The sequence below is a fragment of the Pseudomonas sp. efr-133-TYG-5 genome, assembly GCF_030209175.1.
Classification (GTDB): Bacteria; Pseudomonadota; Gammaproteobacteria; order Pseudomonadales; family Pseudomonadaceae; genus Aquipseudomonas.
Genome location: NZ_JARVSM010000004.1, coordinates 358,905 through 384,189, shown reverse-complemented (window position 1 = coordinate 384,189; position 25,285 = coordinate 358,905). Strand labels below are relative to the sequence as shown.

Sequence of the window (25,285 nt, the reverse complement as noted above, 5' to 3'; positions counted from 1 at the left end):
GGCGGATGACTACCGATTTTTGCTGGATGGTCTGAGCGCGGCTGATGGCCTCTGCGCGAGCAAGCCCGCGCCCACCGTGTCCTGGGTGGAACACACATCGTGTGAACACCAATGACCCATGTGGGAGCGGGCTTGCTCGCGAAGGCGTCAGATCAGACGCCCGGGGAATCTATTTTTCGAAACCGCTCGATGGAAACACATCCGTCCCGCGCCAGCGCCGCACCGAGCGCTGGAAGAACAGGCTGTTCGGCACCTGCACCATGGCGCTGCCGGTACCCAGTTCCTCGGCCTCGATCAGCGTGGTGTAGAGCAGGTTGATCGCCACCACCCGGCCCTTGACCCCGGGCTTGTCGGTGGTGTCCACCAGCTCGACCACATCGCCGAGGCGAAACGGCCCGACGGTGAAGATCAGAATCGCGCAGAGCAGGTTCGACAGCACGCTCCACATGGCGAAGAACGCCACCGCCGCCACCGCGACAAACCCGGACAGCGCCGTCCACAGCACCGTGGCCGACACGCCGAGGCGCTCCAGCACGACTATCACCGCGCTGCCCATGATCAGCCAGCGCAACACACCTCGCAGCGGCATCAGCAACTGCGGCGGAAACGGATAGCGCTCACCCAGGCGGGTCAGGCAGCGGGCGACAAAGCGCTGGGCGAAATAGCCGGCCAGCAGGATCAGCAGAATCTGCACGCCGAGCCAGACCGGCTCGACCCACACCGCCGGCAGCGGCAGCTTGAACGCTTCCATCAAGACAGCGACTCCAGCTCCGCCTGCATGCTCTCCAGCGTTTCCAGGGCTTGCATCCACGCTTCTTCGAGTTCGCCTTCGCGCACTTTCAGCCTGGCCTGCTCGGCCAGCAGATCACGCAGCTCGTTCTTGCGCGCCGGCTCGTAGAGGTCGCTGTCGCCGAGGCTGGCGTCGACCTTGGCCAGTTTCTCGTGCAGCTTGCCCAGCTCGGCTTCGAGCTTGTCGGCTTCGCGCTTGTGCGGCGCCAGTTGCTGACGCAACGCGGCGGCAGCCTGGCGCTGGGCCTTCTTGTCGGTCTTGTCCGGGTTGGCCAGCGTGGTGCTGACCGGGGCGTTGCGCTGACGGTACTCGACCAGCCAGCGTGCGTAGTCCTCGAGGTCGCCATCGAACTCTTCGACCTTGCCGTCGGCGACCAGGTAGAAGTTGTCGGTGGTGCTCTTGAGCAGGTGCCGGTCGTGGGAAACCACCAGCACCGCGCCGCTGAATTCCTGCAAGGCCATGGTCAGCGCCAGGCGCATTTCCAGGTCGAGGTGGTTGGTCGGTTCGTCGAGCAGCAACAGGTTCGGCCGTTCCCAGGCGATCAATGCCAGGGCCAGACGGGCCTTTTCGCCACCGGAGAAGTTCAGCACCGGTTCGTCGATACGCGCGCCACGGAAGTCGAAGCCGCCGAGGAAATCGCGCAGGGTCTGCTCGCGCTCGGTCGGCGCCAGACGCTGCAAGTGCAGCAAGGGGCTGGCCTTGGCATCCAGCGAATCGAGCTGATGCTGGGCAAAGTAGCCGACCACGGTGTTCTCGCCACGGGTCAGGCGCCCGGCCAGCGGTTCGAGCTCGCCGGCGAGGTTCTTGATCAAGGTCGATTTGCCGGCGCCGTTGGGCCCGAGCAGACCGATCCGCGCACCCGGGGTCAGTTGCAGCTTGACCTTCTCCAGCACGGTTTTCTCGCCATAGCCCAGGCGCGCATCGGACAGGTCGATCAGCGGGCTGGAGATCTTGCTCGACTCGCGGAAGACGAAATCGAACGGCGAATCGACGTGCGCCGCCGACAGCTCTTCCATCCGCTCCAGGGCCTTGATCCGGCTCTGTGCCTGACGGGCCTTGGTGGCCTGGGCCTTGAAGCGGGCGATGTAGCTTTCCATGTGCGCCCGTTGCGCCTGCTGCTTCTCGTAGGCCTGTTGCTGCTGGGCCAGACGCTCGGCGCGGGCGCGTTCGAACGAGGTGTAGCCGCCACGGTAGAGCACCAGTTTGCGCTGGTCGACGTGGGCCACGTGGTCGACCACTTCATCGAGGAAGTCGCGGTCGTGGGAAATCAGCAGCAAGGTGCCCGGGTAACTTTTCAGCCACTCTTCGAGCCAGATGATGGCGTCGAGGTCCAAGTGGTTGGTTGGTTCGTCGAGCAGCAGCAGGTCGGATGGGCACATCAAAGCCTGCGCCAGGTTCAGACGCATCCTCCAACCACCGGAGAAATCTCCTACCTGACGATCCATCTGCTCGTTGGTGAACCCGAGGCCGGCCAGCAGTTTGCGGGCACGCGCGTCGGCGGTGTAGCCGTCGGCGCTGTCGAGTTCGGCGTGCAGGCGGGCCAGGGCCTCGCCGTCATGGGCCGCTTCGGCGGCCGCGAGGTCGCGTTGCACCTGGCGCAGACGCAGGTCACCATCGAGCACATAGTCGACCGCCAGGCGCTCGAGGGTGTCGACCTCCTGGCGCATGTGCGCGATGCGCCAGTCGGCCGGCAGCAGGCAGTCGCCCGAGTCCGGGTGCAACTCGCCGCGCAGCAAGGCGAACAGGCTGGATTTGCCGGCGCCGTTGGCACCGATGAGGCCGGCTTTGTGGCCGGCGTGCAGGGTCAGCTCGGCGTCTTCTAGCAGACGTTGCGGGCCACGCTGTAAAGTCAGGTTCTGAAGTCGGATCATAATGGCGGCGGAGTCTACCAGCTTCGCTCACAACTGGCGCGAGTAGCACGATGTCCTCTGACCTGTGGAGCTTTGCCCTGGCCGTCTACGCCCGCTGCGGCGTGGAAGACGCCTGTCTGCACCTGCAATCGGCGGGGGCCAATGTCTGCCTGATGCTGTGTGGGTTATGGCTGGAACAACGCGGCGTGAGCTGCGAAGAGGAACGCCTGCGCGAGCTTGAGCAACTCACCGCGCCCTGGGACAGGGAGGTGGTGCAGCCGCTGCGCGAATTGCGCATGCAATGGAAGACCCGCGCCGAAACCGATGCCGTGCTCAAGGGTATGCGCGAGCAGGTCAAGGGCCTGGAACTGGAAGCGGAACGCGCCTTGCTGTCACGACTGGAAGGCGTCGCCCAAGGCTGGGCGAGAAACAGCGCCGATCAGGCGGTGTGGCTGGAAGGCCTGGCCGGCGCTGCGGCTCACCTGAACCGCGACGCGCTGCAGGTGCTGCGCGTCGCGGCGATCGGCACTTAGGAAGCGCTGGTCGGGTTGCTGGCGACGCTCGAGGCAGGCGCGGAGGTTGGCGCCGTGGTCGAAGTCGAGGTGGCGGGTGCGGACGCTGCCGGGGCGGCCGGAGTCGCCGGTGTGGCGGGTTTGGCAGCAGGAGCGGTGGTCGGTTTCGCGGCGGCGGGTTTGGCAGCGGCCGGCTTTTTCGCGGCAGGCTTGGTCGCGGGTTTCGCGGCTGGCTTGGCGGCAGCTGGTTTGGCAGCAGCGGGTTTGGCAGCGGTGGTCGCGGGCTTGGCAGCGGCGGCTGGTTTCGCAGCGGCTGCAGGTTTCGCGGCGGCTTTCACGGCTGGCTTGGCGGCTGGTTTCGACGCTGATTTCGCGGCGGGTTTGGCCGCTGCAGGCTTGGCGGCTGTCTTGGCTACAGGTTTCGCAGCAGCGGTTTTCGCCGCAGGTTTGGCGGCAGGTTTCACCGCAATTTTTGCTACCGGTTTAGCGGCAGGCTTGGCCGCTGCGGTTCTTGCCGGAGTCGCTTTGGCGGCGGTGGTTTTCGCCGCTGGCTTGGCGGCTGGCTTGGCAGCGGCAGGTTTGGCCGACGTGGTTTTTGCCGCCGGTTTTGCAGCGCTGGCTGCGGCCGGTTTTTTCGCCGCCGGTTTGGCCGCCGCTTTCACGGGCGCCTTGGCCGGTGCTTTCGCCGCTGGCTTGGCAGCAGGTTTGGCTGCCGCTTTCGCCGCAGGTTTGGCGGCTGGTTTCTTCGCCGCAACGGCTGCCGGTTTGGCGGCGCGAGCCGACAACGCCTTGCCCACCGCCTCTTGCACACGACCGACACCCTGGGCCAGTTTCAGGCTTTCCTGGGCATCGCGCTTGAGTTGCAGAATGTAGCTGCGGGTGTCGGACTGACGATCCTTCAGCGCATCGAGCAGGTCTTCGAGTTCCTTCACGGCAGCCTTGGCTTTGTTCTGCGCCTTGGCTTTGCCGGCAGTGGCTGCGTCCTGCAATTTGGTGCGCGACTTGTGCAGTTTTTCCTGCGCCTTGCCACGTTGCTTTTCCAGTTTGGCGAGCAGTTTTTCAGCATCAGCCAGGGCTTGCGAGCAAGCGTTTTCCAGATGCTCGAGCAGGCTGCCCGAGAGTTGTTGGAGTAAGTGCAACGGAGTGTTTACAGGCTTCTTGGTGGCCGACATGGTTTACCTCCTGGCTGACGTGAGTGCGGCTCATACTAGACCTCTGCTGCTACCGCCGCTAGGGCATGTTGACAGTATCGAAAGCGATGCGTTGCAGCGTTGCGAAAATCTTCTGCACATCGCCAAAAGCAGTTCACCGTTGCACGGCTCCGCACTGGCATAATCGCGCGCATCTCAGGACGGAGAGTGCCCATGTCGCGCTACCTATTGTTATCCCTCTGCATGATTTTTGCCGTGGCCCAGGCTGACGAAAAAACCGCGCCGAACCAAGCCCATGACCTGGCCTACAGCCTCGGTGCCAGTCTCGGCGAACGCCTGCGCCAGGAAGTCCCGCAGCTGCAATTGCAGGCACTGGTCGAAGGTTTGCAACAGGCCTATCAGGGCAAGCCGCTGGCGCTGAGCGAGGCCCGCATCGAGCAGATACTCGCCGACCACGAATCGCAGATCGCCGAGCAGAACGCGCTGCCTTCAAGTGACGCGGCAATGGAAACCGAGCGGCGTTTTCTCAGCAGTGAAAAAGCCAAGCCGGGGGTCAAGGAGCTGGCCGATGGCATCCTGCTCACCGAGATCACTCCCGGCACCGGCGCCAAGGCCGGCCCCGACGGCAAGGTCCAGGTGTTGTATGTCGGTCGCTTGCCGGACGGCACGGTGTTCGACCAGAACACGCAGCCGCAGTGGTTCAGCCTCGACAGCGTTATCGCCGGATGGCGCACCGCGTTGCAGAACATGCCGGTGGGGGCGAAATGGCGCCTGGTGATTCCCTCGGACCAGGCCTATGGCGCCGACGGTGCCGGCGACCTGATCGCGCCGTTCACGCCGCTGGTGTTCGAAGTCGAATTGCGCGGCGCCACCAGCTGATCGCCGAAACGAAAAACGGTACGCCTTGGCGCACCGTTTCAGGGTCTTGCAGAAATCGAATCAGGCCTGGACCGGGGCTTCTTGCTTGTGTGCGGTGTGCAGCACTTCGATCAGGCAGTCTTCCAGTTCGAAACGTTCGTGAAGCAGGCCACCCAGCTCCTTGAACTTCTCGGCAACGCATTTGCCTTCATCGCACAGATCGTTGAAGGCCAGCAGTTTTTCCGTGATGACATCAATGCGCGGATAGAGGGTATCGGCCAGTTCCAGGCCACGCTTGTCATTGAACGCCTTGGCTTCGCCAGTCAGCTGTTCATAGATCTCGAAGTGCCCGGCCGACACGTAATCGACCAGCACGCCGCAGAATTCCTGCAAGGGCTTGCGGTTGGCGGCAAGCGCCTCGGGCTCGGCGCCGAGATTGTCATAGGCGTCGATCAGCTCCTTACGCTCCTGCAACCAGCGGTCGATCAGCAGATGAACTCCACCCCAGCGTTCCTGAGCATTCTGACAACTTTCGAGCATGGCGATCTCTCTTCCCTTGTGGGTCATGCTGCTCTACTCCCCGACCCCCTTCTTGTAGCTTTTCTGGCATGGGGCTGCCGAGCAGAGCGTCATCGAGCAACATAATTCCAATGACACGTGCGGGCCAGATTATGCCCGCACGCCTGTCGCTTCAAGGTACGCAGGAGATAAAGTTCATACAAGTGTTTAATCCCTGATCAGCGTCCGCTGCGACGGTTCGCCGCTGAGCGGTCGCTGCAGCGCGCTCCAGGCACTGCGCAGCAATTGGTAAACCGCCAGAATCGACATCGCGACGAAGAACAGCAGGCTCCACTCCGGAACGCTCAGATCGAACAGCGTCCAGGACAATTCCGCACAATCGATGCTCTCGTTAAACATGCGCATGAGCGCGCACAGCCAGGGCAGGCTGCTGAACAGCTCCTGGGGTTGTGGCGTGCAATGCGCCCATTGCTGCAGCGAGCCGCTCTGCAACAAGACCTGGCGCCAGGCAGCCGTGGTGCCGCCCAGGCTGGCGAGCAGCGCCCATGCCCAGTACAGCGCCAGGCCGAACCGCTGCGGGCCGTGCACCGCCGCCACCGCACACCCGACCGTGAGCAACGCGAGGAACAGGCGTTGCACCAGGCACAACGTGCAGGGCGTCAGGCCGACCGCATATTCGAGGTAATAGGAAGCTCCCAGAGCCAGAGCTCCCGCAGTGAAAGCCATGAAAAACAAGGAGCGTGAGCAGGCCAACGACATGGCTTATCCGTAACAGTAAAGACAGGCAGTTACGGTAGAGGAAAGCGCGCCAGCCTTTCAAGGCGGGGCACTGCCGACACTTCACCAGAGGTGTAGGGAAATCCCGACAGCATCGAGAGGAATATGTGTAGTCCGCTGTAGGACGTTGCCTAGGACTCAATCCAGCGGTAACTATTCAGGCATCGAATGCAGAAAACGGGAGAGTCACCCCTCCCGTTGCACTCACGCCTGCGCCGCGACCGGCAGGGGCGCCGCCAACAGACGCTCGTCGAGCAGGCCGAGGCCCTCCTGGAACAGCTGATTGCTGCGCTCGGTGTCGCCGAGCCGGGCAAGCAGGCGCGCCAGCTCCGCACACGCTTCCGGGTTGCGCTGCACGCGCAGGCTGCTTTCCAGGTAATCGCGCGCCTTGCCCCACAGGCTGGTTTGCAGGCACAGCCGGCCCAGGGTCAGCAGCAGGCTCGGATCGGCCGGATGCTCCTTGAGCCAGCCTTCCGCCGTTTGCAATTGACGCGCCGGATCGCTGCCACGCACCAGGCCGTAAAGGCGCGCCAGGTGGCTGTCGTACTTGCGCTTGAGGGCCGCGCGCAGGACTTCCTCGGCCTGCACCTGAGCCCCCAGCTGACGCAACTGCTCGGCGTACGCGAGCACCAGCGGCGGCTCCTGGCGCTGGGCCGACGTCAGTTGCTGCCAGGCGCGATCCAGCGATTGCAGACCGACGCTGCCGTCTTCTTCGCGATGCGCGGCCAGCGACAGGTTCTCGCCCCAGGCACGACGCTCCAGTTCCGCCAGCTCGGACGGCGGCAGGACTTTGTCCTTGCGCAGTTCCGGCAACAGGCGAATCACCGCCGACCAATCGCCGCGCTGCTGATGCAGTCGCTGCAACTGACGCAGGGTCTGCACATTGTGCGGATGACGCTCGTGCATTGCCTGCAGGGTCACCAGTGCACCGTCGGTGTCACCGCGGTCGGTCTGCAGCTGTGCGTGATTCAAGGCGATCGCCAGCTCCGCCTGCGGCTGACGCTCGAGGGCGCGTTCGAGCAAGCGATCGCTTTCTTCGTAGTGGCCCTGCTCGTTGGCCGCACGGGCCGCCCCGAGGTAATACAACAACGGCTGGCGCTCGGCTTCGGCAGCGCGGTGCAAGTGCCGCTGGGCACTGGCCCAGCGCCCCTCGGCCAGATCCAGCTGACCGTGTTCGATCGCCACCTGCACGCGGCGGCTGCGGTTGCGTCGCGACCACGGATTGACTACACCGCCGGAGACCAGCAGCAACTCGACCAGCGCCTTGATGCCCCAGATCACCAGCCACAGCACCGCCACCAGTGCCAGGGTCGCCCACAGGCTCGATTCGAAACGAAAGCTCTTGTAGGCAATCAGCACGTAACCGGAATGCTCGGCAATCGCCAGCCCCAGCGCCGCCGTCGCGGCGATCACCAGAAAAACGATCACATACAGGCGTTTCATGGCGTCGCCTCCTGCGCGGTGCTGGCGGCAGGTTTGGCGAACGGTTTCACCGAGTCTTCAGCATTGACGTTGCGCCGCTCCAGATACGCCTGCACGGCGCTCAGCGTGCCGGCCAGATCCGGAGTGTCGACGGTCACCGGTTGCTTGCTCAGCTCGGCGACCTGTTCGAGCATGATCCTGCTCTGCGGGTTGTCCGGGTTGAAGTTGCCCTTGAGCACGTCGCGCGCTTCGGTCAGTGCCTGGGTGTACACCGGCGCCTGCCCGTTGAGCGCGGCCCACTGCGCCTGCTCCAGCGCCAGACTGAGGGCCAGGCGCACCTGGCTCAGGCTCTGCCCGGCGAGCAGCGGCCGGACGTTTTTGTCAGCGTTGAAATCGATGCGGATGTAGCGCGAGATCTGATCCCACCACTGCGCCCAACGACTGGCGCCATCGCCATCGGCGGTCAGGCCCAGCAGCGATTCGCCGCGATCCTTGTATTCCGGCGCCAGCTCGGTGAGCTGGATAACCTGATCACGCAGGGCGCCCAGGCGCAGGAACAACCCGGTGCGATCCGGCTGTGCGGTGCTGCGCAGGGCCACCAGGGTTTTCGCCACCTGCTCGCGGGCGGCAAAGGAGCCCGGGTCGTTCTGTTCGCGCAGGATTTCGTCGGCACCCTGCACCAGCGCCTGGGCGCTGCTGATGTCCTGCAGCGCCGAGAGACGCAGGCTGGCCAGGCGCAGCAGATGCTCCGCCTCGGCCAGACGCCAATCCTTGCGGCTGGCACCGAGCACGGTTTCCAGACGCTGGTTGAGACGCTGCTGATCGCCTTGCAGTTGCGTCACCAGACGCTGGCGCTCGGCGAGTTCATCGGCACCGGGCAATTGCCCGAGACGCTCGGTCAGCCGCTGCTCGTTGAGCTTGAGGGTCTGCGCCTGATCGTTCAGCGCCTGCACCTGGCTCAACTGCTGCTGGGTGTTGGCCTGCAGGTGACGCACCTGCCAGACACCCCAGCCGCCGACGGCGACACCGGCGGCACCGAGCAGCAGCGCAACCATCGCCAATCCGTTGCCACGGCGTGCGGGCGCGACCGCCGGGCGAGGTTCGGGGGACGGCTCAACCGGCGTTTCGATTACGGGTTGAACATCATCTTTAGGCAAGGCTGTTTCGCTCACGTATCCATCCTTTGCATTAGAGAACGGCCACGGGATGCTCCCGTAACGCCGTCAGCAAAGCCGCGGCACTGGCGCCGCGGCAATCCACAACTGTTCGGGCCCCGGCGGCACGTGCCTGCTCGGCGACCCTTGGGCTTGGAACAAACAACGGCAACTGCGCGAGCGTCGGCCAGGCGTCGCCGGCCAACTGGCGCAAGTGCACAAAACCCTGTCCACTGCTGACCACCAGCCCGTTCAGGCGTTCCGCTGCGATCCGCCGTGGCAGTTCGTGCGGCGGATAAGCGGGCAGCTCGCGGCGGTACAACTCCAGATAGTCGACACTAGCACCAAGCTCGCGCAGGCGCTCGGCCAGCAACTCGCGACCACCCTCCCCACGCAGGATCAGCACCCGGGAATTGGCCGTCACCGCTGCGCGCAGACGCGGCAGTTGCAACAAGGCTTCGCTGTCGTCGCCCTCGTCCGGATAACTGGCGTCCAGGCCGCGCTCCAGCAGGATCTGCGCAGTCGCTGCACCGACGCTGAACCAGGGCAGCGTCGACGCCGTTACCGCATAACGATCGAGCAGATCCACGGCAATGCGTGCCGCCGGCTTGCTGACCACGATCACCGCGTCGCAGCAGGGCAGCTCGGTAATTGCCTGGCGCATTGTGGCAGAGACCGGCAGCGGGGCGATTTCCAGAAGCGGCAGGCAGTTGCTGAAAATCCCCTGCCCGGCCAACACCTCGGCGAGCGCCGCGCAGTCATCCGCAGGGCGGGTCAGCAGCAGGCGCCAGGCGGTCACTCGTGACCTGCCTCGCCGTAGACCGCCTTGAGAATGTCGGCGGCGCCCTGGCTGAGCAGGTCTTGCGCGACCCGCACGCCCAACGCCTCGGCATCGCCGCGCGGCGCCCGGGCCTGGGCGCTGAGCAGCTTGCCGCCGCTCGGTTCGCCGACCAGGCCGCGCAGCCACAGTTGCTCGCCTTCGAGCACGGCATAGCAGGCGATGGGCACCTGGCAGCCGCCATTGAGATGTTTGTTCAAGGCACGTTCGGCGAACACCCGCGAGGCGGTGTCGAGGTGATGCAGCGGCGCCAGCAGGGCCTGAATTTCGCTGTCGGCGCTGCGGCATTCGATGCCGACCGCGCCCTGGCCACCGGCCGGCAGACTGTCGTCGACGCTGATCGCCGAGGTGATGCGCTCTTCGAAGCCGAGGCGGATCAGGCCGGCCGCGGCGAGGATGATCGCGTCGTATTCGCCGGCATCCAGCTTGGCCAGCCGGGTGTTGACGTTGCCGCGCAGGAAACGGATCTCGAGGTCGGGACGACGGCTCAGCAGTTGCGCCTGGCGGCGCAGGCTGGAGGTGCCGACGATGCTGCCGGGCGGCAACGCATCAAGGCTGGCGTAGGTATTGGAAACGAACGCATCGCGCGGGTCTTCGCGCTCGCAGATGCAGAACAGGCCCAGGCCCGGCGGGAAGTCCATCGGCACGTCTTTCATCGAATGCACGGCGATGTCGGCTTCGTTTTCCAGCAGCGCAGTTTCCAGTTCCTTGACGAACAGGCCCTTGCCGCCGATCTTCGACAGCGGCGAATCGAGCAGTTTATCGCCGCGACTGACCATGGGCACCAGCGTCACCAGCAGACCCGGATGGGCCTCCTCCAGACGGGCTTTGACGTATTCGGCCTGCCAGAGGGCCAAGGCACTTTTGCGGGTGGCGATGCGGATTTCGCGAGAGGACATGGATCAATCCGTACTGAATAGATACGGCGGATAATAACAGCTCAGCCAAATCCACTTTGACCTGAATCAGAAACGGCGTGGCCTCCCTGGCCGGCGATGCCTGGTTGAACGCGGGTGATTGGCCCGCTGCGGGCGGGCTAAAGCCCCTGCATCATTTTGCGCACGCCTGCCACATGCCGGCGGCTGACGATCAGCGCGTCACCGTTGAGGCCTTTGAGGAACAGCTGGAAGTGTCCCAGTGGCGTGCGTTGCAGGCGTTCGATGCGGTCGCGGGCGACCAGGGCGTTACGGTGGATGCGCACGAAGCGCTCACCGAACTCGTCCTCCAGGGCCTTGAGCGGTTCATCCAGCAGCACCTCGCCAGCCTCGTGACGCAGGGTCACGTATTTGTGGTCGGCAATGAAGTACACCACCTGATCCAGGGGGATCAGCTCGATGCCTTTGCGGGTACGGGCGCTGATGTGACTGCGCGGGCCGCTGCCGCTTTCGGCGGCGGGACGGGTCAGGGCCGAGAGCTGCGCCCGGTTCGGACGTTCGGCCTTTTTCAGGGCGTCATGCAGATGTTCGGTTCGCACGGGTTTCACCACATAGCCCACGGCGCTGGCCTGCAGGGCTTCCACGGCAAATTCATCGGGACCGGCGCAAAACACCACGGCCGGTGGCGTCTCGCGTTCGCACAGACGGGCAGCCACCTGCAGGCCATCGAGGCCTGGCATGCGGATATCGAGCAAGACGATATCCGGCTTGTGGCTGTCGATCAGCGCCAACGCCTCTTCGCCATTCGTGGCGCTGGGCTCCAGGACTGTGTAGCCCTCGAGCTCGCTCACCATTCGGCTGAGGCGCTCGCGGGCAAGTGGTTCGTCATCAACGATCAGGACATTCATATTGCGCTGGATTCCTGCGTGAGTCTCGCACAAGGATAGCGTAGACAGGTGGAGTGACGTCCGTCACCGCGATCCACGCTAAGACTAGCGCGAGCGGCAAAAAGTGCCGTACGTCGGCCGGCAATATTTGCCGGATGGCCGATCGAACCGCTCAACGCCGCCTGTTGCCCGCGTTTTTCACCGGATCCGTCAAATGACAATACACCCACTCCCCTCTCCTTATAGTCGGCGCCCGGCGCTTTGCATGTTGCGCATTGGCGCCGACCCTTCTGTCCAACTGTAGACGTTCGTCGGGCCGATATTGCTCAATCGAAAAATATCCTTGGGCAAAACGGCGCCGGCCTGCGGGAACTATGGATGAGCAGATGAGAAAAAAACGTATCGACCAGTGTCAGCGACAGGATTGGCAACCCTGTTATTATCCGCGCCAGCGTTTCACGCCTTCCTTTTTCAAGCCGATACGAGCGAATTCATGAGCACTGACAAGACCAATCAGTCCTGGGGCGGCCGCTTCAGTGAACCCGTCGACGCCTTCGTCGCCCGCTTCACCGCCTCCGTCACTTTCGACCAGCGCCTGTATCGCCACGACATCATGGGCTCGATCGCCCACGCCACCATGCTGGCCAAGGTCGGCGTGCTGACGGATGCCGAGCGCGACAGCATCATCGATGGCCTGAAGACCATCCAGGGTGAAATCGAGGCTGGCCAGTTCGACTGGCGCGTCGACCTCGAAGACGTGCACATGAACATCGAAGCGCGCCTGACCGACCGCATCGGCATCACCGGCAAGAAACTGCACACCGGCCGCAGCCGCAACGACCAGGTCGCCACCGACATTCGCCTGTGGCTGCGTGACGAGATCGACCTGATCCTGGCCGAAATCACCCGCCTGCAGAAAGGCCTGCTGGAGCAGGCCGAGCGCGAAGCCGGCAGCATCATGCCGGGCTTCACCCACCTGCAGACCGCGCAGCCAGTGACCTTCGGCCACCACATGCTGGCGTGGTTCGAAATGCTCAGCCGTGACTACGAGCGCCTGGTCGACTGCCGCAAGCGCACCAACCGCATGCCGCTGGGCAGCGCCGCGCTGGCCGGTACCACCTACCCGATCGATCGCCAATACACCGCGCAGCTGCTGGGCTTCGACGCCGTCGGCGGCAACTCGCTGGACAACGTGTCCGACCGCGATTTCGCCATCGAATTCTGCTCCGCCGCGAGCATCGCGATGATGCACCTGTCGCGTTTCTCCGAAGAGCTGGTGCTGTGGACCAGCGCGCAGTTCCAGTTCATCGATCTGCCCGATCGCTTCTGCACCGGCAGCTCGATCATGCCGCAAAAGAAAAACCCCGACGTGCCGGAGCTGGTACGCGGCAAGACCGGCCGCGTGTTCGGCGCGCTGATGGGCCTGCTGACCCTGATGAAAGGCCAGCCGCTGGCCTACAACAAGGACAACCAGGAAGACAAGGAACCGCTGTTCGACGCCGCCGACACCCTGCGCGACTCGCTGCGCGCCTTTGCCGACATGATCCCGGCGATCAAGCCCAAGCACGCGATCATGCGCGAAGCGGCGCTGCGCGGTTTCTCCACCGCCACCGATCTCGCCGACTACCTGGTACGCCGTGGCCTGCCGTTCCGTGACTGCCACGAAATCGTCGGCCACGCGGTGAAGTACGGCGTCGACAGCGGCAAGGACCTGGCGGAGATGAGCCTGGACGAACTGCGTCAGTTCAGCGACCAGATCGAGCAGGACGTGTTCGCCGTGCTGACCCTGGAAGGCTCGGTGAATGCCCGTGACCACATCGGCGGCACCGCGCCGGCGCAGGTCAAGGCTGCCGTGGTTCGCGGTCAGGCGCTGCTCGCCAGCCGCTAAAGGTCAAAAGCTTCGCGAGCAGGCTCGCTCCCACATTTGGATTTTTGTTAAACACAACATTTTGTGGCCGACAAAAATCCCCTGTGGGAGCGAGCCTGCTCGCGAATGCGTTCTTCAGAGCGCTATAAAATTCACTTCTTGGCAGCGATCATCGCCAAAAACGCCGGCATCGCTCCTTCTTTGTCCGCCGCAATCTTCTGCACATGCGGATTCTGCTCAAGCCGCTCCAGCAGCGCCTTGGCCTTCGGCATCTCTGCCAGCAAATCGATCCCGAACAACTTCTGCCCGACCGCACACGCCAGCGGCACACTGTAGAGAAAGTACAGGTCGGCGATGCTCAGGCTGTCGCCCGCCACGTACGGGGCGAACTTGCCATGCCGGCCCAGCGCGGCAAATCCCAGCAGCAATTCGGCCTTGGTCTTGTCCTTGATCGCATCCGGCAACGTCACGCCGAAAAACGCCTCGCCATAGCAGGCACGCCCTGGCAGCTCGATGTACAACTCGATTTCCCTGGCCATGGCCAGCACCTGCGCCCGCTCGAACGGGTCGCTCGGCAGCAGCGCCTTGCCCTGCCGGGTTTGCTCGAGGTATTCGAGGATCACCGAAGTTTCGTTGATGTAGCCAGCGTCGACGCCCAGCACCGGCACTTTGCCGCGCGGGCTGATGGCCAGCGATTGCGGGGTCGGCGTCGGGTAGAAGGTGACTTCCTCGAACGCCAGGCCCTTTTCCAGCAGCGCCAGTTTGACCATGTTGTAGTAGTTGCTGACAGCGAATCCGTAGAGTTTGAGCATCACAAGCCTCCAGGCCGTGCGGGGTGGGCAGTGCCTGTTTATAGATCGCCGGGGGGATTCGCGCCAGCAGCATCACGCCGCTGAATGCGGGTAAACTGGCGCCTTTCCCTGAGGAGCCTGCCATGAGCGAGCCAACCGATATCGACGGCGACGAAGAAGCGTTCACCGAGACCACGCTGATCGAAGCCATCGAGAACCAGATCGAAAGCGACAACCCGCCAGCTGCCAAGGCGACGTTCAACAAGCTGACCCTGGTCGGCTATGAGCGCGAAGACATCCTCAACCTGATGGCGCACGTGCTGGCCTACGAAATCGACGCGATGCTCGATGACGACCGCGCGTTCGATACCGAGTGGTACGAAGCCGCGTTGCGCGCGCTGCCTGAGCTGCCACCGGAAAAGGCATAAGTTCGCCAGATCGACCGCTCGCGACTCGCACCTGCGGCAGCTCCGGCATGGGCCGGCTGCTCATCCTGCAGGCGCTGGCGCAGGCGGCGAGGTTTTTTCTGCGGACTACACTGGAATCCGCGCCCCGACAAAAACCCTGACGCGCACACTGGACAGTCCGCGTCGGCAGGTTCACTTTAGGGGCGCTGTCGTCCAATTCCTAGAAAGTCTGGAGTCCTTATGTCGCTTACCCCTGAGTTGGTTGCCGAACTGGAAGTCCTCGCACTCTTCAACCTGGACAGTTCCCAGGAAGGTCTGAAAATTCATCAGACCGCTGCCCCGAAACACATCGCCGCCGCCAAACGCCTCTTTGACAAAGAGCTGATCGACCAGCCCGATGGCGGTTATCTGACCAGCCTGGGTCGTGATGCCGCGCAAAATGTCCAGACCCTGCTGACCATCCTCAGCGTCACCGAAACAGCCTGATCGTCACCCCATTGCCCACGGGAACTCCTGCCACGGGATTTCCGCGGGCCCGCTGCGGCCATCCTTCCTGCCGAACGATAGAAATCTGACGTCAAAAACCAAATTCCGCTTAATCGCCACGTCCTACAGACGCTAAACTCCGGACATTCCGAGACCCTCTGTTTCCGAGCCCCGCGAGCCGGTTTGAGCTGACATGACCCGCACCCATGAAATTCGCCCCGATCTGGACGAGGGAATCGACCGCAAGGTACTCAGCCAGCTGCGCGCACGCTTTCTCAAACTCAATGACGGCCGCCTGAGCCGGGCGCGCGAAGGCCTGTCGACGCGCCAGCAAAGCGTGCTGACGCTGCTGCCGCTGTTTTTTCATGTCAATCATCCGTTGCTGCCGGGCTACGTGTCGGGCAGCACGCCGGCCGGCCTGTCGAACTATGAACCGGACGCCGACACCCTCGTCGAAGCCCAGCGCCTGACCCGCTCGTTCTCCTACAAGCCGCGCCATGGCAGTAACCCGCCGCGGCCGATTCACGGGCTGTTCCTGATGGGCAGCCTCGGCACCCTGGCCCAGGCCGACCAGAGCGACATGGACGTGTGGGTCTGCCACGCGCCGGACCTGAGCGACAACGAGCTCGGCGAATTGCGCCGCAAGTGCCAGTTGCTCGAAACCTGGGCCGCCAGCCAGGGCGCCGAGGCGCACTTCTTCCTGATCGACGCGCAGCGCTTCGTCAAAGGTGAGCGCGACACTCAACTCAGCTCCGAGGACTGCGGCACCACCCAGCATTATCTGCTGCTGGACGAGTTCTATCGCACCGCAATCTGGCTGGCCGGGCGCACCCCGATCTGGTGGCTGGTGCCGGTCTATGAAGAACACGCCTACCACGCCTATACCCATACGCTGCTTTCCAAGCGTTTCATCCGCAACGATGAAACCCTCGATCTCGGCCACCTGGCGCATATTCCGCCGGGCGAGTTCATCGGCGCCGGCCTGTGGCAGCTGTTCAAGGGTATCGAGTCGCCGTACAAATCGGTGCTCAAGCTGTTGCTGATCGAGGTCTATGCCAGCGAACACCCGCAGGTGCAGTGCCTGAGCCTGCGCTTCAAGCGTGCGGTGTTCGCCAATCAGCTGGATCTGGATGAGCTGGACCCGTACATGGTGGTGTACCGGCGCATCGAGGAATACCTCACGGCGCGCAACGAGCCGGAGCGCCTGGAACTGGTGCGGCGGGCGCTGTACCTCAAGGTCAACCGCAAGCTCACCGGCAGCTCGCGCACCCAGAGCTGGCAGCGGGCGCTGCTGGAGCGCCTGGCCAGCGAATGGCATTGGGATCAGCGACAACTGGTCCTGCTCGACAGCCGCAGCCAATGGAAAGTGCGCCAGGTCGGCGCCGAACGCCGGGCGCTGGTCAACGAGCTGAACTACAGCTATCGCTTCCTGACCCAGTTCGCCCGCACCGAACAGACCGTCAGCCTGATCAACAAACGCGACCTCAACGTGCTCGGCCGGCGCCTGTACGCCGCGTTCGAACGCAAGGCCGACAAGGTCGAGTTCATCAACCCCGGCATCGCCCCGGACCTGGCCGAGGACACCCTGACCCTGGTGCAATCGCCGAACAAAAAGGAACCGGGGCAGACTCACTGGGGCCTGTACAACGGCAGCCTGACGGCGCTGGAGTGGGAGCATTTCGCGCCGATCAAGCGCAGCCGCCAGTTGCTCGAATTGCTGACCTGGTGCCATCGCAACGGCGTGATCGACAGCGGCACCCGCCTGGCCCTGCACCCTGGCACCAGCGACCTCAGCGAATTCGAGCTGTTCAACCTGCTTGGCAGCCTGCAACAGAGCATCGCCCTGCCCCTGCCCACCGTGGCTGAAGAGCCACTGCTGCGCGCCAGCGAACCGCATGAAGTGCTGATCCTGGTGAATGTCGGCGTCGACCCGCTCAAACATCACCGCGACCTGAACATTCTGATGACCACCGAGCGCACCGATTCGCTGAGCTACGCCGGCGTGCGGGAAAATCTCGTGCTGACCCTCGACCAGGTCACGCTCAACAGCTGGAACGAAGTGCTGGTCAACCGTTTCGACGGCCCGCACGCCCTGCTCGACTGCCTGCGCGACTACCTCAACAACCTGCCGCGCGGGCCGCGTCAGCCGACGCTGCGGGTGCGCTGCTTCTGCCACAACCGTGCGCAGTTCATTGCCCGGCGGGTCGAGGAAATCGTCGACACCGCGCAGAACCTGCTGCTCAGCGAGCTCAATCACCGTTACCTGATCCAGGTGCAGCAGCACTATCACGTGCTGGAGCTGGTGCCGGGCCAGGTCAACCATGTCGCCCTCGCCACCCTGCCGGCGCTGCTCGAATACCTCGGCGAGGAACAACCGCGCTACAGCCCGCTGCACCTCGACCCGATGGCGCTGGAAGATCACGACCTCGCGCTGATCCTGCCGATGGGTCAGCCGGAGTGCATCCAGGTGTTCTACCGGATCAGCGAGGCGCACGCCGAGCTGTACGTGCTCGATGAATACAATGCGCTCTGGCAGCAGCACCTGCCGTATCACGACGAACAGAGCCTGTTGGTGCCCCTGCAGCGCTTCCTGCAATCGATCCAGTACCGCCGCGACGCGCTGATGCCGATGGACACCGCACAAGCGGTCAGCCTCGAGACGTTGTATTACCAATTGCTGCCATCGGGCCCGGGACGGGCGCGGCGGGTCGAAGCGCGGCCGGCGCCGCAGACACCGGCCAACAAACCGTTCTACGACGTGCAGGCGATCATCGGCAAAGCCGCACCGGGGCAGGTGCAGGTCACCCTGTATTGCAATCAGCGCGAATTCAGCGAGCTGGAACATGGCGACCAGCTGTTCAGCGTGGTCGCCCGGGAGATCGTCGAGCAGCGCCGGGAAACCGAGCGCTACCGCTGCTACATCACCGACCTCGACCTGTCGGGCCTGCTCGGTGACGGGCAGAGCTCAAGCAATCTCTATCTGCGCTACAAGGCTGACCTGGAGCGCGCCCTGAACGAGGCGCTCGAACAGGTCTGAGGCGGGGTCAGACCGGGTAGTCGCCACCGTTGGCCGGTTGCGATTCGACTTCCAGCAGGGTCAGTTTCAGGGTCTTGCCACCGGGCGCCGGCCAGTCGATGTGCTGGCCGACCTTCAAGCCCAGCAGCGCACTGCCGACCGGTGCCAGGATCGAGATTTTGCCTTCGTCGGCGTTGGCATGCTTGGGATACACCAGCGTCAGGTGATAGTCCTTGCCACTGCCTTCTTCGCGGCAGTGCACGCGGGAATTCATGGTCACTACGTCGGCAGGCACGTCATCGTGGCTGACCAGGGTGTCGGCGCGATCCAGCTCGGTCTGCAGCGCAATCACGCCCGGCAGCGTCTCGTCCAGGCTGTCGATCAGGCGTTCCAGACGTTGCACGTCCAGACGGGTAAGGGTGATGGAAGGTGCGGTCATGATCCGGGCAGACTCCTTTCTTCTGCACAAAAAAAGCAAAACCCCGCCAAAAAAGACGGGGTTTTCACCGAGCCTCGATGGGTTGAGGCGTGCTCGGACACTATCACAGCTCAAAAAATATACAAGTCACCGCCGGACGACCCGCGCCTACAGGGAGGTCGCTCGGCGATTGGCGGCCTGGACGACGATCACCCGGCGCCGCTCGTCATCGGCCGAACGCCATTCGCGGATGTCCTCGACATGGCGGAAACAGCCGAGGCAGACCTTGTGTTCATCCAGGCGGCAGACGCCGGTGCACGGCGACGGCACTGCCGGGCTGACGTTGCTGTAGAGCGGCTTCGGCGCGCGGGCCGGGGCGGTGGCAGTCACGAAATCACAGACCTTCGAAATCGAACTCGGCACCGGCCTGCTGCTGGACGATGCGCTCGAGCATTTCGCCCAGCTGCTCGTCGCTCTTGTCACACATCCAGCGCTGGCTGTCTTCGTCGTAATCGAAGTGGAAACCACCGGACACCGCGGCCAGCCACAGTTGGCGCAGAGGCTCCTGGCGGCTGAAAATCAGCTGGCTACCGTTTTCGAACTTGACGGTCAGCACACCCGCCGAGTTCTCCATGTCGATGTCCAGGTCGCTGTCGTCAAAGATGTCTTCCAGCGTTTGCTGGGTGGCATCGACCAGATCGTGGAAACGGGCTTCGGACAAACTCATTGCGGCAACCTCAAAAATGTCTGATCAGGCTCAAGCGCCGCAAGATACGGACGCTGCCGGCCGATTGCAAAGGATAACGACCAAGGGCCTGCCCGCCCATCCAAGACAACACTTGTGGCAGCGGGCCTGCCCGCCAAGGGGCCGGCACATCCGGCATTTTTCTCGACTGGACCGCCGCCTTCGCGAGCAAGCCCGCTGCCACAGGGGTTTGTGCGTATTCAGGAAGCCCCGCCGGACGGGAACCCCCTCGCATAGGCAAGCTGCCGGGTGGCCGGTATACTCCGGCGCAATTAACGCATTTTCAAGGATTTCGCCATGAAGCGCCTGATCTCTTCCCTTGCTGCGCTCGTCGCGGTTGCCTGCCTCGTTTCGGCCTGCGGTCAAAAAGGCCCGCTGTACCTGCCTGACGAAGATCAGGACCCGGCCGAGCAAGCCAAGTCGTCGCAACAACAACCGGCCTCCAAGGCACACAAGCACGACGTCTACTAAGGGATCGCCATGGACGCTTTTGATTACCGTGGCGGGGAGCTGTTCGCGGAAGGTGTGGCGCTGTCCGCCATCGCCGACCGCTTCGGCACACCGACCTACGTCTATTCCCGCGCGCACATCGAGGCCCAGTACCTGGCCTACGCCGATGCGCTGGCCGGCATGCCGCACCTGGTCTGCTTCGCGGTCAAGGCCAACTCCAACCTCGGCGTGCTGAATGTCCTGGCCCGCATCGGTGCCGGTTTCGACATCGTGTCCCGCGGCGAGCTCGAGCGTGTGCTCGCCGCCGGCGGCAGCCCCGACAAGATCGTGTTCTCCGGCGTCGGCAAGACCCGTGACGACATGCGTCGCGCCCTGGAAGTCGGCGTGCACTGCTTCAACGTCGAATCCACCGACGAGCTGGAGCGCCTGCAAGTGGTGGCCGCCGAGCTCGGCGTTCGCGCGCCGATCTCGCTGCGGGTCAACCCGGACGTCGATGCCGGCACCCACCCGTACATCTCCACCGGTCTCAAAGAGAACAAGTTCGGCATCGCCATTGCCGACGCCGAGGACGTGTACGTGCGCGCCGCGCACCTGCCCAACCTGGAAGTGGTCGGTGTCGACTGCCACATCGGCTCGCAACTGACCACCCTGCCACCGTTCCTCGACGCCCTCGACCGCTTGCTCGACCTGGTCGACCGCCTCGGCGATTGCGGCATCCACCTGCGCCACATCGATCTCGGTGGCGGCCTGGGCGTGCGTTATCGCGAAGAAGAGCCGCCGCTGGCCGCTGACTACATCAAGGCAGTGCGCGAGCGTCTCGACGGCCGCGACCTGGCGCTGGTCTTCGAACCCGGGCGCTTCATCGTCGCCAACGGCGGCGTGTTGCTGACGCAGGTCGAGTACCTCAAGCACACCGAACACAAAGACTTCGCCATCGTCGATGCGGCCATGAACGACCTGATCCGTCCGGCGCTGTACCAGGCCTGGATGAACGTCACCGCCGTCAAGCCACGCGACACCGCCGCACGCAAGTACGACATCGTCGGGCCGATCTGCGAAACCGGCGATTTCCTCGCCAAGGATCGTGAACTGGCGCTGGAAGAAGGCGATCTGCTGGCGGTGCATTCGGCCGGCGCCTACGGTTTCGTGATGAGCTCCAACTACAACACCCGCGGCCGTGCCGCCGAGGTGCTGGTGGATGGCGATCAAGCGTTCGAAGTGCGTCGCCGCGAAACCGTGGCCGAGTTGTTTGCCGGCGAAAGCCTGCTGCCGGAGTAACCCCATGCTGCTGCGTTTTACCAAAATGCACGGCCTGGGCAACGACTTCATGGTCCTCGACCTGGTCAGCCAGCACGCGCACATTCAGCCCAAGCACGCCAAGCAATGGGGTGACCGACACACCGGCATCGGTTTCGACCAGTTGCTGATCGTCGAGGCGCCGAGCAATCCGGATGTGGATTTCCGTTACCGGATCTTCAACTCCGACGGCTCGGAGGTCGAGCAGTGCGGCAACGGTGCCCGCTGCTTCGCGCGCTTCGTGCTCGACAAGCGCCTGACCGCCAAACGGCAGATCCGCGTCGAGACCAAGGGCGGCATCATCGAACTGGACGTGCGTAACGATGGCCAGATCGGCGTGAACATGGGCGCCCCGCGCCTGGTGCCGGCGGACATTCCGTTCGACGCGCCGGCCCAGGCGACCAGCTATCAACTGGATGTCGACGGCACCACGGTCGAGCTGGCAGCGGTGTCGATGGGCAACCCTCACGCCGTGCTGCGGGTGCAGGACATCAACAGTGCACCGGTGCATGAACTGGGGCCGAAGATCGAACACCACCCGCGCTTTCCGGCGCGGGTCAACGTCGGCTTCCTCCAGGTCATCGACCGCAACCGCGCGCAATTGCGCGTCTGGGAACGCGGTGCCGGGGAAACCCAGGCCTGCGGCACCGGCGCCTGCGCCGCGGCCGTGGCTGCGATCAGCCAGGGGTGGATGGATTCGCCACTATTGATCGACCTGCCGGGCGGGCGCCTGTCCATCGAATGGGCAGGCCCCGGCCATCCGGTGCTGATGACCGGCCCGGCAGTGCGCGTATACGAAGGACAAGTGCGTCTTTGAGTGAGCAGAAGCCATGACCGATAAGCCTCAGGTACCCGCCCGACAGTCCGACGAATCAGCGTCCGAGAGCCTGGAGGCGGCAGCGGTTGCCGCGTACCTGGAGGCTCATCCGGACTTCTTCGTCGAGCATGAAGAACTGCTGCCGGCGATGCGCATTCCCCATCGCCGCGGCGACACCGTGTCGCTGGTCGAGCGGCAGATGACCATTCTGCGCGACCGCAACATCGAGATGCGTCACCGCCTTTCGCAACTGATGGACGTCGCCCGCGACAACGATCGCCTGTTCGACAAGACCCGCCGCCTGATCCTCGCACTGATGGACGCCAGCAGCCTCGAAGACGTGGTGATCAGCGTCGAAGACAGCCTGCGCCAGGACTTCCAGGTGCCCTTCGTCAGCCTGATCCTGCTCGGCGACAACCCGGCGCCGGTCGGTCGCTGGGTGACCCACGCCGACGCACAGACCGCCATCGGCGGCCTGCTCACCGAAGGCAAGAGCGTCAGCGGCAGCCTGCGCGAGCATGAGCTGGACTTCCTGTTCGGCGAAGAACAGCGCAAGCAGATCGGCTCCACCGCGGTGGTTGCCGTCAGCCATCATGGCATTCACGGCATCCTCGCCATCGCCAGCCGCGATCCGCAGCATTACAAGAGTTCGGTCGGTACGCTGTTCCTCAGCTACATCGCCGAAGTCATGGGTCGCGTGCTGCCACGGGTCAACAGCTCCCTGCGCTCGGTACGCTGAGCATGGAACGACAACTGGACGCTTACTGCGAACACCTGCGCAGCGAGCGGCAGGTGTCACCGCACACGCTGTCCGCCTACCGCCGCGACCTCGACAAGGTCGTCGGCTGGTGCGCCAAACAGAACATCGGCAGCTGGCAGGCCCTGGATATCCAGCGCCTGCGCAGCCTGATCGCGCGCCTGCACGCCCAGGGCCAGTCCTCGCGCAGTCTGGCACGCCTGCTCTCGGCCGTCCGCGGGCTCTATCACTACCTCAATCGCGAAGGCCTCTGCGACCACGACCCGGCCACCGGCCTGGCCCCGCCGAAAGGCGAACGGCGCCTGCCGAAGACCCTCGACACCGACCGCGCCCTGCAACTGCTCGAAGGGGCGGTGGAGGACGATTTTCTCGCCCGGCGCGATCAGGCGATTCTCGAGTTGTTCTACTCTTCCGGCCTGCGCCTGTCGGAACTGACCGGGCTTGACCTCGACCAGCTCGATCTGGCCGACGGCATGGTCCAGGTGCTCGGCAAGGGCAGCAAGACCCGCCTGCTGCCGGTCGGCACCAAGGCTCGCGAAGCGCTGGAACAATGGCTGCCGCTCCGCGCCCTGAGCAACCCCGCGGACGACGCCGTGTTCGTCAGCCAGCAGGGCCGGCGCCTCGGCCCGCGAGCGATCCAGGTGCGGGTCAAACTGGCCGGCGAGCGCGAGCTGGGGCAGAACCTGCATCCGCACATGCTGCGGCACTCCTTCGCCAGCCACCTGCTGGAATCGTCGCAGGACCTGCGGGCGGTGCAGGAGCTGCTCGGCCACTCGGACATCAAGACCACGCAGATCTATACCCACCTGGACTTCCAGCACCTGGCGGCGGTCTACGACAGCGCCCATCCTCGGGCCAAACGCAGCAAAGGCGACGACTCATGAACATCCAGCTGATCACCTTCGACCTCGACGACACCCTGTGGGACACCGCCCCGGTGATCGTCAGCGCCGAAGCCGTATTGCGCGAATGGCTGAGCGAACATGCGCCGAATCTCGGCGCGGTGCCGGTGGAACATCTGTGGGCGATCCGCGAGCGGGTCCTGACCAGTGAGCCGGGCCTCAAGCATCGCATCAGCGCCTTGCGGCGGCGGGTGTTGTTCCATGCGCTGGAAGAGGCCGGCTACGGCCATGGCGAAGCGACGGACCTGGCCGACAAGAGTTTCGAAGTGTTCCTGCATGCGCGGCACCAGATCGAGGTGTTTCCCGAGGTCGAGCCGACCCTGGAAATCCTCGCCAATCACTACGCCCTCGGCGTGGTCACCAACGGCAACGCCGACGTGCGCCGCCTCGGGCTGGCCGATTACTTCAAGTTTGCCCTGTGCGCCGAAGACATCGGCATTGCCAAACCGGATGCCCGACTGTTCCACGAAGCCTTGCAGCGCGGTGGCGTCAGCGCCGCAGCGGCGGTGCACATCGGCGATCATCCGGGCGACGACATTGCCGGAGCCCAGCAGGCCGGGATGCGCGCGGTGTGGTTCAACCCCACCGGCAAGGCCTGGGAAGCGGAGCGCCGGCCGGATGCCGAGATTCGCAACCTGACTGACCTGCCAGCCGTGCTCGCACGCTGGAATGCCACCTCGAACTGACACCGTTGCGTTGCAGGACTGCATCGGCGGCGTTTATTCCAGGCATGAAAAAGCCCGCAGCGACGGCGGGCTCTTTCAGCAAGCAGGCAGCGCGATCAGATAGGACGGCTGCCGTACTTGTTGTCCGGTTTCTTCGGCGGATCGGCGACCACATTGGCCTCCACTTCCTGCACCTTGCCACCACGGGACAGGAATTCCTCCATGGCCTTGGCCAGGGCATCCCGTTCCTTTTGCTTGGCTTCGATGCTCGGCAGCTCATCGACCGATACCGCTGCCTTGGCCTTGCCTTTGGCAGTGGGCGCCGGCGCATCGCTACCGTCATCGTCAGCAACGTCTTCAGCCGCCGCTTCCAGGCCTTCCTCGGCCTCGTCTTCGTCGCCTACTTCGAGGTCGTCGTTTTCCAGATCATCGTCGCTCATGTTCTACCTCATGACTTGCGAAAAGCAGATTAGTTATAGACCAGCTTTGGCGACTGTCGAAAGTCGCCGGAAAAAAATCACTCACCGCTGCTGACCAGCGGTTATGCCCCTTCACCGTACAAGGTGGCGAGGACTTTGCGAGCACCGCCATGATCACGGTGCTCGCCCAGGTAAACGCCTTGCCAGGTTCCCAATGCCAGGCGACCTGCCGAGACCGGCAGACTGATCTGGCAGCCAAGCACGCTGGCCTTGAAGTGCGCCGGGAGGTCGTCCAGGCCTTCGTCGTTATGCTCATAGCCGTCTGTTCCTTGTGGGATCAGACGATTGAAAAATCGTTCGAAGTCGCGACGTACCGCCGGATCGGCGTTCTCGTTGATGGTCAACGACGCCGAGGTATGCTGCAGCCACAAATGCAACAGACCGACCCGGCAGGCCCTGAGTTCAGGCAGGCCGGCGAGTAACTCGTCCGTTACCAGATGAAAGCCCCGGGGCCGAGCCCGCAGGGTTATCAGAGTCTGTTGCCACATACAGTTCTCCGCACGTTCGGGGCGCATTCTAGCGCGCTCTGGGAAAAAACAAAGGCCCTAATATTCCT

28 protein-coding genes are annotated in these 25,285 nt (G+C 64.0%); 12 read left to right on the top strand and 16 right to left on the bottom strand.

The features are described 5' to 3' along the window. Nucleotides 1–169 precede the first annotated feature (169 nt). Nucleotides 170–751, bottom strand: coding sequence for a mechanosensitive ion channel family protein (locus QRN70_RS16555; protein ID WP_285419039.1), 582 nt, complete (start codon nucleotides 749–751; stop codon nucleotides 170–172). Further along, nucleotides 751–2,661 carry an ATP-binding cassette domain-containing protein gene (locus QRN70_RS16550; protein ID WP_285419038.1) on the bottom strand — a complete coding sequence of 637 codons (1,911 nt, stop codon included), beginning with the start codon at nucleotides 2,659–2,661 and terminating at the stop codon, nucleotides 751–753. The genes QRN70_RS16555 and QRN70_RS16550 overlap by 1 nt, the downstream gene beginning before the upstream one ends. Nucleotides 2,662–2,711: 50 nt before the next feature. On the opposite strand from QRN70_RS16550, the gene QRN70_RS16545 reads away from it, so the two are divergent. Continuing rightward, the gene (locus tag QRN70_RS16545) at nucleotides 2,712–3,173 is read left to right on the top strand and encodes a TIGR02444 family protein (protein ID WP_285419037.1); all 462 of its coding nucleotides are present in this window, start codon (nucleotides 2,712–2,714) and stop codon (nucleotides 3,171–3,173) included. Here the strand turns inward: QRN70_RS16545 and QRN70_RS16540 are convergent. Then, nucleotides 3,170–4,324, bottom strand: coding sequence for an AlgP family protein (locus QRN70_RS16540; RefSeq protein WP_285419036.1), 1,155 nt, complete (start codon nucleotides 4,322–4,324; stop codon nucleotides 3,170–3,172). The two genes, QRN70_RS16545 and QRN70_RS16540, sit on opposite strands and share 4 nt — an antisense overlap. Nucleotides 4,325–4,516: 192 nt before the next feature. On the opposite strand from QRN70_RS16540, the gene QRN70_RS16535 reads away from it, so the two are divergent. Further along, a complete protein-coding gene (locus QRN70_RS16535; RefSeq protein ID WP_285419035.1) occupies nucleotides 4,517–5,182 on the top strand; it encodes an FKBP-type peptidyl-prolyl cis-trans isomerase in 666 nt (221 codons plus the stop codon). Nucleotides 5,183–5,242: 60 nt separating this feature from the next. Here QRN70_RS16535 and rsd read toward each other — a convergent pair whose 3' ends face one another. The 7 genes from rsd to QRN70_RS16500 all read right to left on the bottom strand — a co-directional run bounded on the left by rsd (nucleotide 5,243) and on the right by QRN70_RS16500 (nucleotide 11,654). Continuing rightward, nucleotides 5,243–5,701: a sigma D regulator gene (gene rsd / locus QRN70_RS16530; RefSeq protein ID WP_285419364.1), complete on the bottom strand. Its 459-nt coding sequence runs from the start codon at nucleotides 5,699–5,701 to the stop codon at nucleotides 5,243–5,245. 186 nt (nucleotides 5,702–5,887) lie between these two features. Further along, complete coding sequence (locus QRN70_RS16525; RefSeq protein WP_285419034.1) at nucleotides 5,888–6,439, bottom strand: disulfide bond formation protein B; 552 nt, start codon at nucleotides 6,437–6,439, stop codon at nucleotides 5,888–5,890. A 222-nt stretch (nucleotides 6,440–6,661) separates the two neighbouring features. Continuing rightward, entirely contained in the window at nucleotides 6,662–7,900 is a 1,239-nt protein-coding gene (locus QRN70_RS16520) for a heme biosynthesis protein HemY (protein WP_285419033.1), read from the bottom strand. Beyond that, on the bottom strand, nucleotides 7,897–9,051 hold the full coding sequence (locus tag QRN70_RS16515) for a uroporphyrinogen-III C-methyltransferase (RefSeq protein WP_285419032.1): 1,155 nt from the start codon (nucleotides 9,049–9,051) through the stop codon (nucleotides 7,897–7,899). Before QRN70_RS16515 ends, QRN70_RS16520 begins: the two co-directional genes overlap by 4 nt. Before the next feature lie 16 nt (nucleotides 9,052–9,067). Next, a complete protein-coding gene (locus tag QRN70_RS16510) occupies nucleotides 9,068–9,832 on the bottom strand; it encodes a uroporphyrinogen-III synthase (protein ID WP_285419031.1) in 765 nt (254 codons plus the stop codon). Beyond that, nucleotides 9,829–10,770 carry a hydroxymethylbilane synthase gene (gene hemC / locus QRN70_RS16505; RefSeq protein WP_285419030.1) on the bottom strand — a complete coding sequence of 314 codons (942 nt, stop codon included), beginning with the start codon at nucleotides 10,768–10,770 and terminating at the stop codon, nucleotides 9,829–9,831. Before hemC ends, QRN70_RS16510 begins: the two co-directional genes overlap by 4 nt. A 137-nt stretch (nucleotides 10,771–10,907) precedes the next feature. Continuing rightward, a complete protein-coding gene (locus QRN70_RS16500; RefSeq protein ID WP_285419029.1) occupies nucleotides 10,908–11,654 on the bottom strand; it encodes a LytR/AlgR family response regulator transcription factor in 747 nt (248 codons plus the stop codon). Nucleotides 11,655–12,126: 472 nt separating this feature from the next. On the opposite strand from QRN70_RS16500, the gene argH reads away from it, so the two are divergent. After that, nucleotides 12,127–13,521: an argininosuccinate lyase gene (gene argH, locus QRN70_RS16495; RefSeq protein WP_285419028.1), complete on the top strand. Its 1,395-nt coding sequence runs from the start codon at nucleotides 12,127–12,129 to the stop codon at nucleotides 13,519–13,521. A gap of 131 nt (nucleotides 13,522–13,652) precedes the next feature. Here argH and QRN70_RS16490 read toward each other — a convergent pair whose 3' ends face one another. Then, nucleotides 13,653–14,312, bottom strand: coding sequence for a glutathione S-transferase family protein (locus QRN70_RS16490; protein ID WP_285419027.1), 660 nt, complete (start codon nucleotides 14,310–14,312; stop codon nucleotides 13,653–13,655). A 122-nt stretch (nucleotides 14,313–14,434) separates the two neighbouring features. On the opposite strand from QRN70_RS16490, the gene QRN70_RS16485 reads away from it, so the two are divergent. From QRN70_RS16485 to QRN70_RS16475, 3 genes are all read left to right on the top strand, one after another. Further along, nucleotides 14,435–14,719: a hypothetical protein gene (locus QRN70_RS16485; protein WP_285419026.1), complete on the top strand. Its 285-nt coding sequence runs from the start codon at nucleotides 14,435–14,437 to the stop codon at nucleotides 14,717–14,719. A 219-nt stretch (nucleotides 14,720–14,938) separates the two neighbouring features. After that, the gene (locus QRN70_RS16480) at nucleotides 14,939–15,184 is read left to right on the top strand and encodes a TIGR02647 family protein (RefSeq protein ID WP_285419025.1); all 246 of its coding nucleotides are present in this window, start codon (nucleotides 14,939–14,941) and stop codon (nucleotides 15,182–15,184) included. A gap of 193 nt (nucleotides 15,185–15,377) precedes the next feature. After that, on the top strand, nucleotides 15,378–18,221 hold the full coding sequence (locus QRN70_RS16475; protein ID WP_285419024.1) for a class I adenylate cyclase: 2,844 nt from the start codon (nucleotides 15,378–15,380) through the stop codon (nucleotides 18,219–18,221). A 7-nt stretch (nucleotides 18,222–18,228) separates the two neighbouring features. On the opposite strand, the gene rnk is transcribed toward QRN70_RS16475, so the two are convergent. The 3 genes from rnk to cyaY form a co-directional block, all read right to left on the bottom strand. Next, nucleotides 18,229–18,639 (bottom strand): nucleoside diphosphate kinase regulator, encoded by a 411-nt coding sequence (gene rnk, locus QRN70_RS16470; RefSeq protein WP_285419023.1) that lies wholly within the window; start codon nucleotides 18,637–18,639, stop codon nucleotides 18,229–18,231. Between the two features lie 147 nt (nucleotides 18,640–18,786). Continuing rightward, entirely contained in the window at nucleotides 18,787–19,008 is a 222-nt protein-coding gene (locus QRN70_RS16465; RefSeq protein WP_285419022.1) for a DUF1289 domain-containing protein, read from the bottom strand. Nucleotides 19,009–19,012: 4 nt separating this feature from the next. Beyond that, entirely contained in the window at nucleotides 19,013–19,345 is a 333-nt protein-coding gene (gene cyaY, locus QRN70_RS16460; RefSeq protein WP_285419021.1) for an iron donor protein CyaY, read from the bottom strand. A gap of 315 nt (nucleotides 19,346–19,660) precedes the next feature. On the opposite strand from cyaY, the gene lptM reads away from it, so the two are divergent. Genes lptM through QRN70_RS16430 form a run of 6 tightly spaced genes read left to right on the top strand, consistent with a single transcriptional unit; the run spans nucleotide 19,661 to nucleotide 24,271 of the window. After that, a complete protein-coding gene (gene lptM / locus QRN70_RS16455; RefSeq protein ID WP_262193191.1) occupies nucleotides 19,661–19,834 on the top strand; it encodes an LPS translocon maturation chaperone LptM in 174 nt (57 codons plus the stop codon). A gap of 9 nt (nucleotides 19,835–19,843) precedes the next feature. After that, the gene (gene lysA / locus QRN70_RS16450) at nucleotides 19,844–21,091 is read left to right on the top strand and encodes a diaminopimelate decarboxylase (RefSeq protein ID WP_285419020.1); all 1,248 of its coding nucleotides are present in this window, start codon (nucleotides 19,844–19,846) and stop codon (nucleotides 21,089–21,091) included. Between the two features lie 4 nt (nucleotides 21,092–21,095). After that, on the top strand, nucleotides 21,096–21,926 hold the full coding sequence (gene dapF / locus QRN70_RS16445; RefSeq protein ID WP_285419019.1) for a diaminopimelate epimerase: 831 nt from the start codon (nucleotides 21,096–21,098) through the stop codon (nucleotides 21,924–21,926). 13 nt (nucleotides 21,927–21,939) lie between these two features. Next, a complete protein-coding gene (locus QRN70_RS16440) occupies nucleotides 21,940–22,665 on the top strand; it encodes a DUF484 family protein (protein WP_285419018.1) in 726 nt (241 codons plus the stop codon). A gap of 2 nt (nucleotides 22,666–22,667) precedes the next feature. Then, on the top strand, nucleotides 22,668–23,567 hold the full coding sequence (gene xerC, locus QRN70_RS16435) for a tyrosine recombinase XerC (RefSeq protein WP_285419017.1): 900 nt from the start codon (nucleotides 22,668–22,670) through the stop codon (nucleotides 23,565–23,567). After that, a complete protein-coding gene (locus QRN70_RS16430; RefSeq protein ID WP_285419016.1) occupies nucleotides 23,564–24,271 on the top strand; it encodes an HAD family hydrolase in 708 nt (235 codons plus the stop codon). Before xerC ends, QRN70_RS16430 begins: the two co-directional genes overlap by 4 nt. A 95-nt stretch (nucleotides 24,272–24,366) precedes the next feature. Here the strand turns inward: QRN70_RS16430 and sutA are convergent, their stop codons facing one another. Together sutA and QRN70_RS16420 are read right to left on the bottom strand one after the other, a co-directional pair. Next, on the bottom strand, nucleotides 24,367–24,690 hold the full coding sequence (gene sutA / locus QRN70_RS16425) for a dormancy-specific transcriptional regulator SutA (RefSeq protein WP_285419015.1): 324 nt from the start codon (nucleotides 24,688–24,690) through the stop codon (nucleotides 24,367–24,369). Between the two features lie 101 nt (nucleotides 24,691–24,791). After that, on the bottom strand, nucleotides 24,792–25,217 hold the full coding sequence (locus QRN70_RS16420) for a secondary thiamine-phosphate synthase enzyme YjbQ (RefSeq protein ID WP_102354796.1): 426 nt from the start codon (nucleotides 25,215–25,217) through the stop codon (nucleotides 24,792–24,794). Nucleotides 25,218–25,285 lie beyond the last annotated feature (68 nt).

Coding starts and splice junctions, on each gene's coding strand:
- QRN70_RS16555 (WP_285419039.1), bottom strand. CDS start 751: ATGGAAGCGTTCAAGCTGCCGCTGCCGGCGGTGTGGGTCGAGCCGGTC.
- QRN70_RS16550 (WP_285419038.1), bottom strand. CDS start 2,661: ATGATCCGACTTCAGAACCTGACTTTACAGCGTGGCCCGCAACGTCTG.
- QRN70_RS16545 (WP_285419037.1), top strand. CDS start 2,712: ATGTCCTCTGACCTGTGGAGCTTTGCCCTGGCCGTCTACGCCCGCTGC.
- QRN70_RS16540 (WP_285419036.1), bottom strand. CDS start 4,324: ATGTCGGCCACCAAGAAGCCTGTAAACACTCCGTTGCACTTACTCCAA.
- QRN70_RS16535 (WP_285419035.1), top strand. CDS start 4,517: ATGTCGCGCTACCTATTGTTATCCCTCTGCATGATTTTTGCCGTGGCC.
- rsd (WP_285419364.1), bottom strand. CDS start 5,701: ATGCTCGAAAGTTGTCAGAATGCTCAGGAACGCTGGGGTGGAGTTCAT.
- QRN70_RS16525 (WP_285419034.1), bottom strand. CDS start 6,439: ATGTCGTTGGCCTGCTCACGCTCCTTGTTTTTCATGGCTTTCACTGCG.
- QRN70_RS16520 (WP_285419033.1), bottom strand. CDS start 7,900: ATGAAACGCCTGTATGTGATCGTTTTTCTGGTGATCGCCGCGACGGCG.
- hemC (WP_285419030.1), bottom strand. CDS start 10,770: ATGTCCTCTCGCGAAATCCGCATCGCCACCCGCAAAAGTGCCTTGGCC.
- QRN70_RS16500 (WP_285419029.1), bottom strand. CDS start 11,654: ATGAATGTCCTGATCGTTGATGACGAACCACTTGCCCGCGAGCGCCTC.
- argH (WP_285419028.1), top strand. CDS start 12,127: ATGAGCACTGACAAGACCAATCAGTCCTGGGGCGGCCGCTTCAGTGAA.
- QRN70_RS16490 (WP_285419027.1), bottom strand. CDS start 14,312: ATGCTCAAACTCTACGGATTCGCTGTCAGCAACTACTACAACATGGTC.
- QRN70_RS16485 (WP_285419026.1), top strand. CDS start 14,435: ATGAGCGAGCCAACCGATATCGACGGCGACGAAGAAGCGTTCACCGAG.
- QRN70_RS16480 (WP_285419025.1), top strand. CDS start 14,939: ATGTCGCTTACCCCTGAGTTGGTTGCCGAACTGGAAGTCCTCGCACTC.
- QRN70_RS16475 (WP_285419024.1), top strand. CDS start 15,378: ATGACCCGCACCCATGAAATTCGCCCCGATCTGGACGAGGGAATCGAC.
- rnk (WP_285419023.1), bottom strand. CDS start 18,639: ATGACCGCACCTTCCATCACCCTTACCCGTCTGGACGTGCAACGTCTG.
- cyaY (WP_285419021.1), bottom strand. CDS start 19,345: ATGAGTTTGTCCGAAGCCCGTTTCCACGATCTGGTCGATGCCACCCAG.
- lptM (WP_262193191.1), top strand. CDS start 19,661: ATGAAGCGCCTGATCTCTTCCCTTGCTGCGCTCGTCGCGGTTGCCTGC.
- lysA (WP_285419020.1), top strand. CDS start 19,844: ATGGACGCTTTTGATTACCGTGGCGGGGAGCTGTTCGCGGAAGGTGTG.
- dapF (WP_285419019.1), top strand. CDS start 21,096: ATGCTGCTGCGTTTTACCAAAATGCACGGCCTGGGCAACGACTTCATG.
- QRN70_RS16440 (WP_285419018.1), top strand. CDS start 21,940: ATGACCGATAAGCCTCAGGTACCCGCCCGACAGTCCGACGAATCAGCG.
- xerC (WP_285419017.1), top strand. CDS start 22,668: ATGGAACGACAACTGGACGCTTACTGCGAACACCTGCGCAGCGAGCGG.
- QRN70_RS16430 (WP_285419016.1), top strand. CDS start 23,564: ATGAACATCCAGCTGATCACCTTCGACCTCGACGACACCCTGTGGGAC.
- sutA (WP_285419015.1), bottom strand. CDS start 24,690: ATGAGCGACGATGATCTGGAAAACGACGACCTCGAAGTAGGCGACGAA.
- QRN70_RS16420 (WP_102354796.1), bottom strand. CDS start 25,217: ATGTGGCAACAGACTCTGATAACCCTGCGGGCTCGGCCCCGGGGCTTT.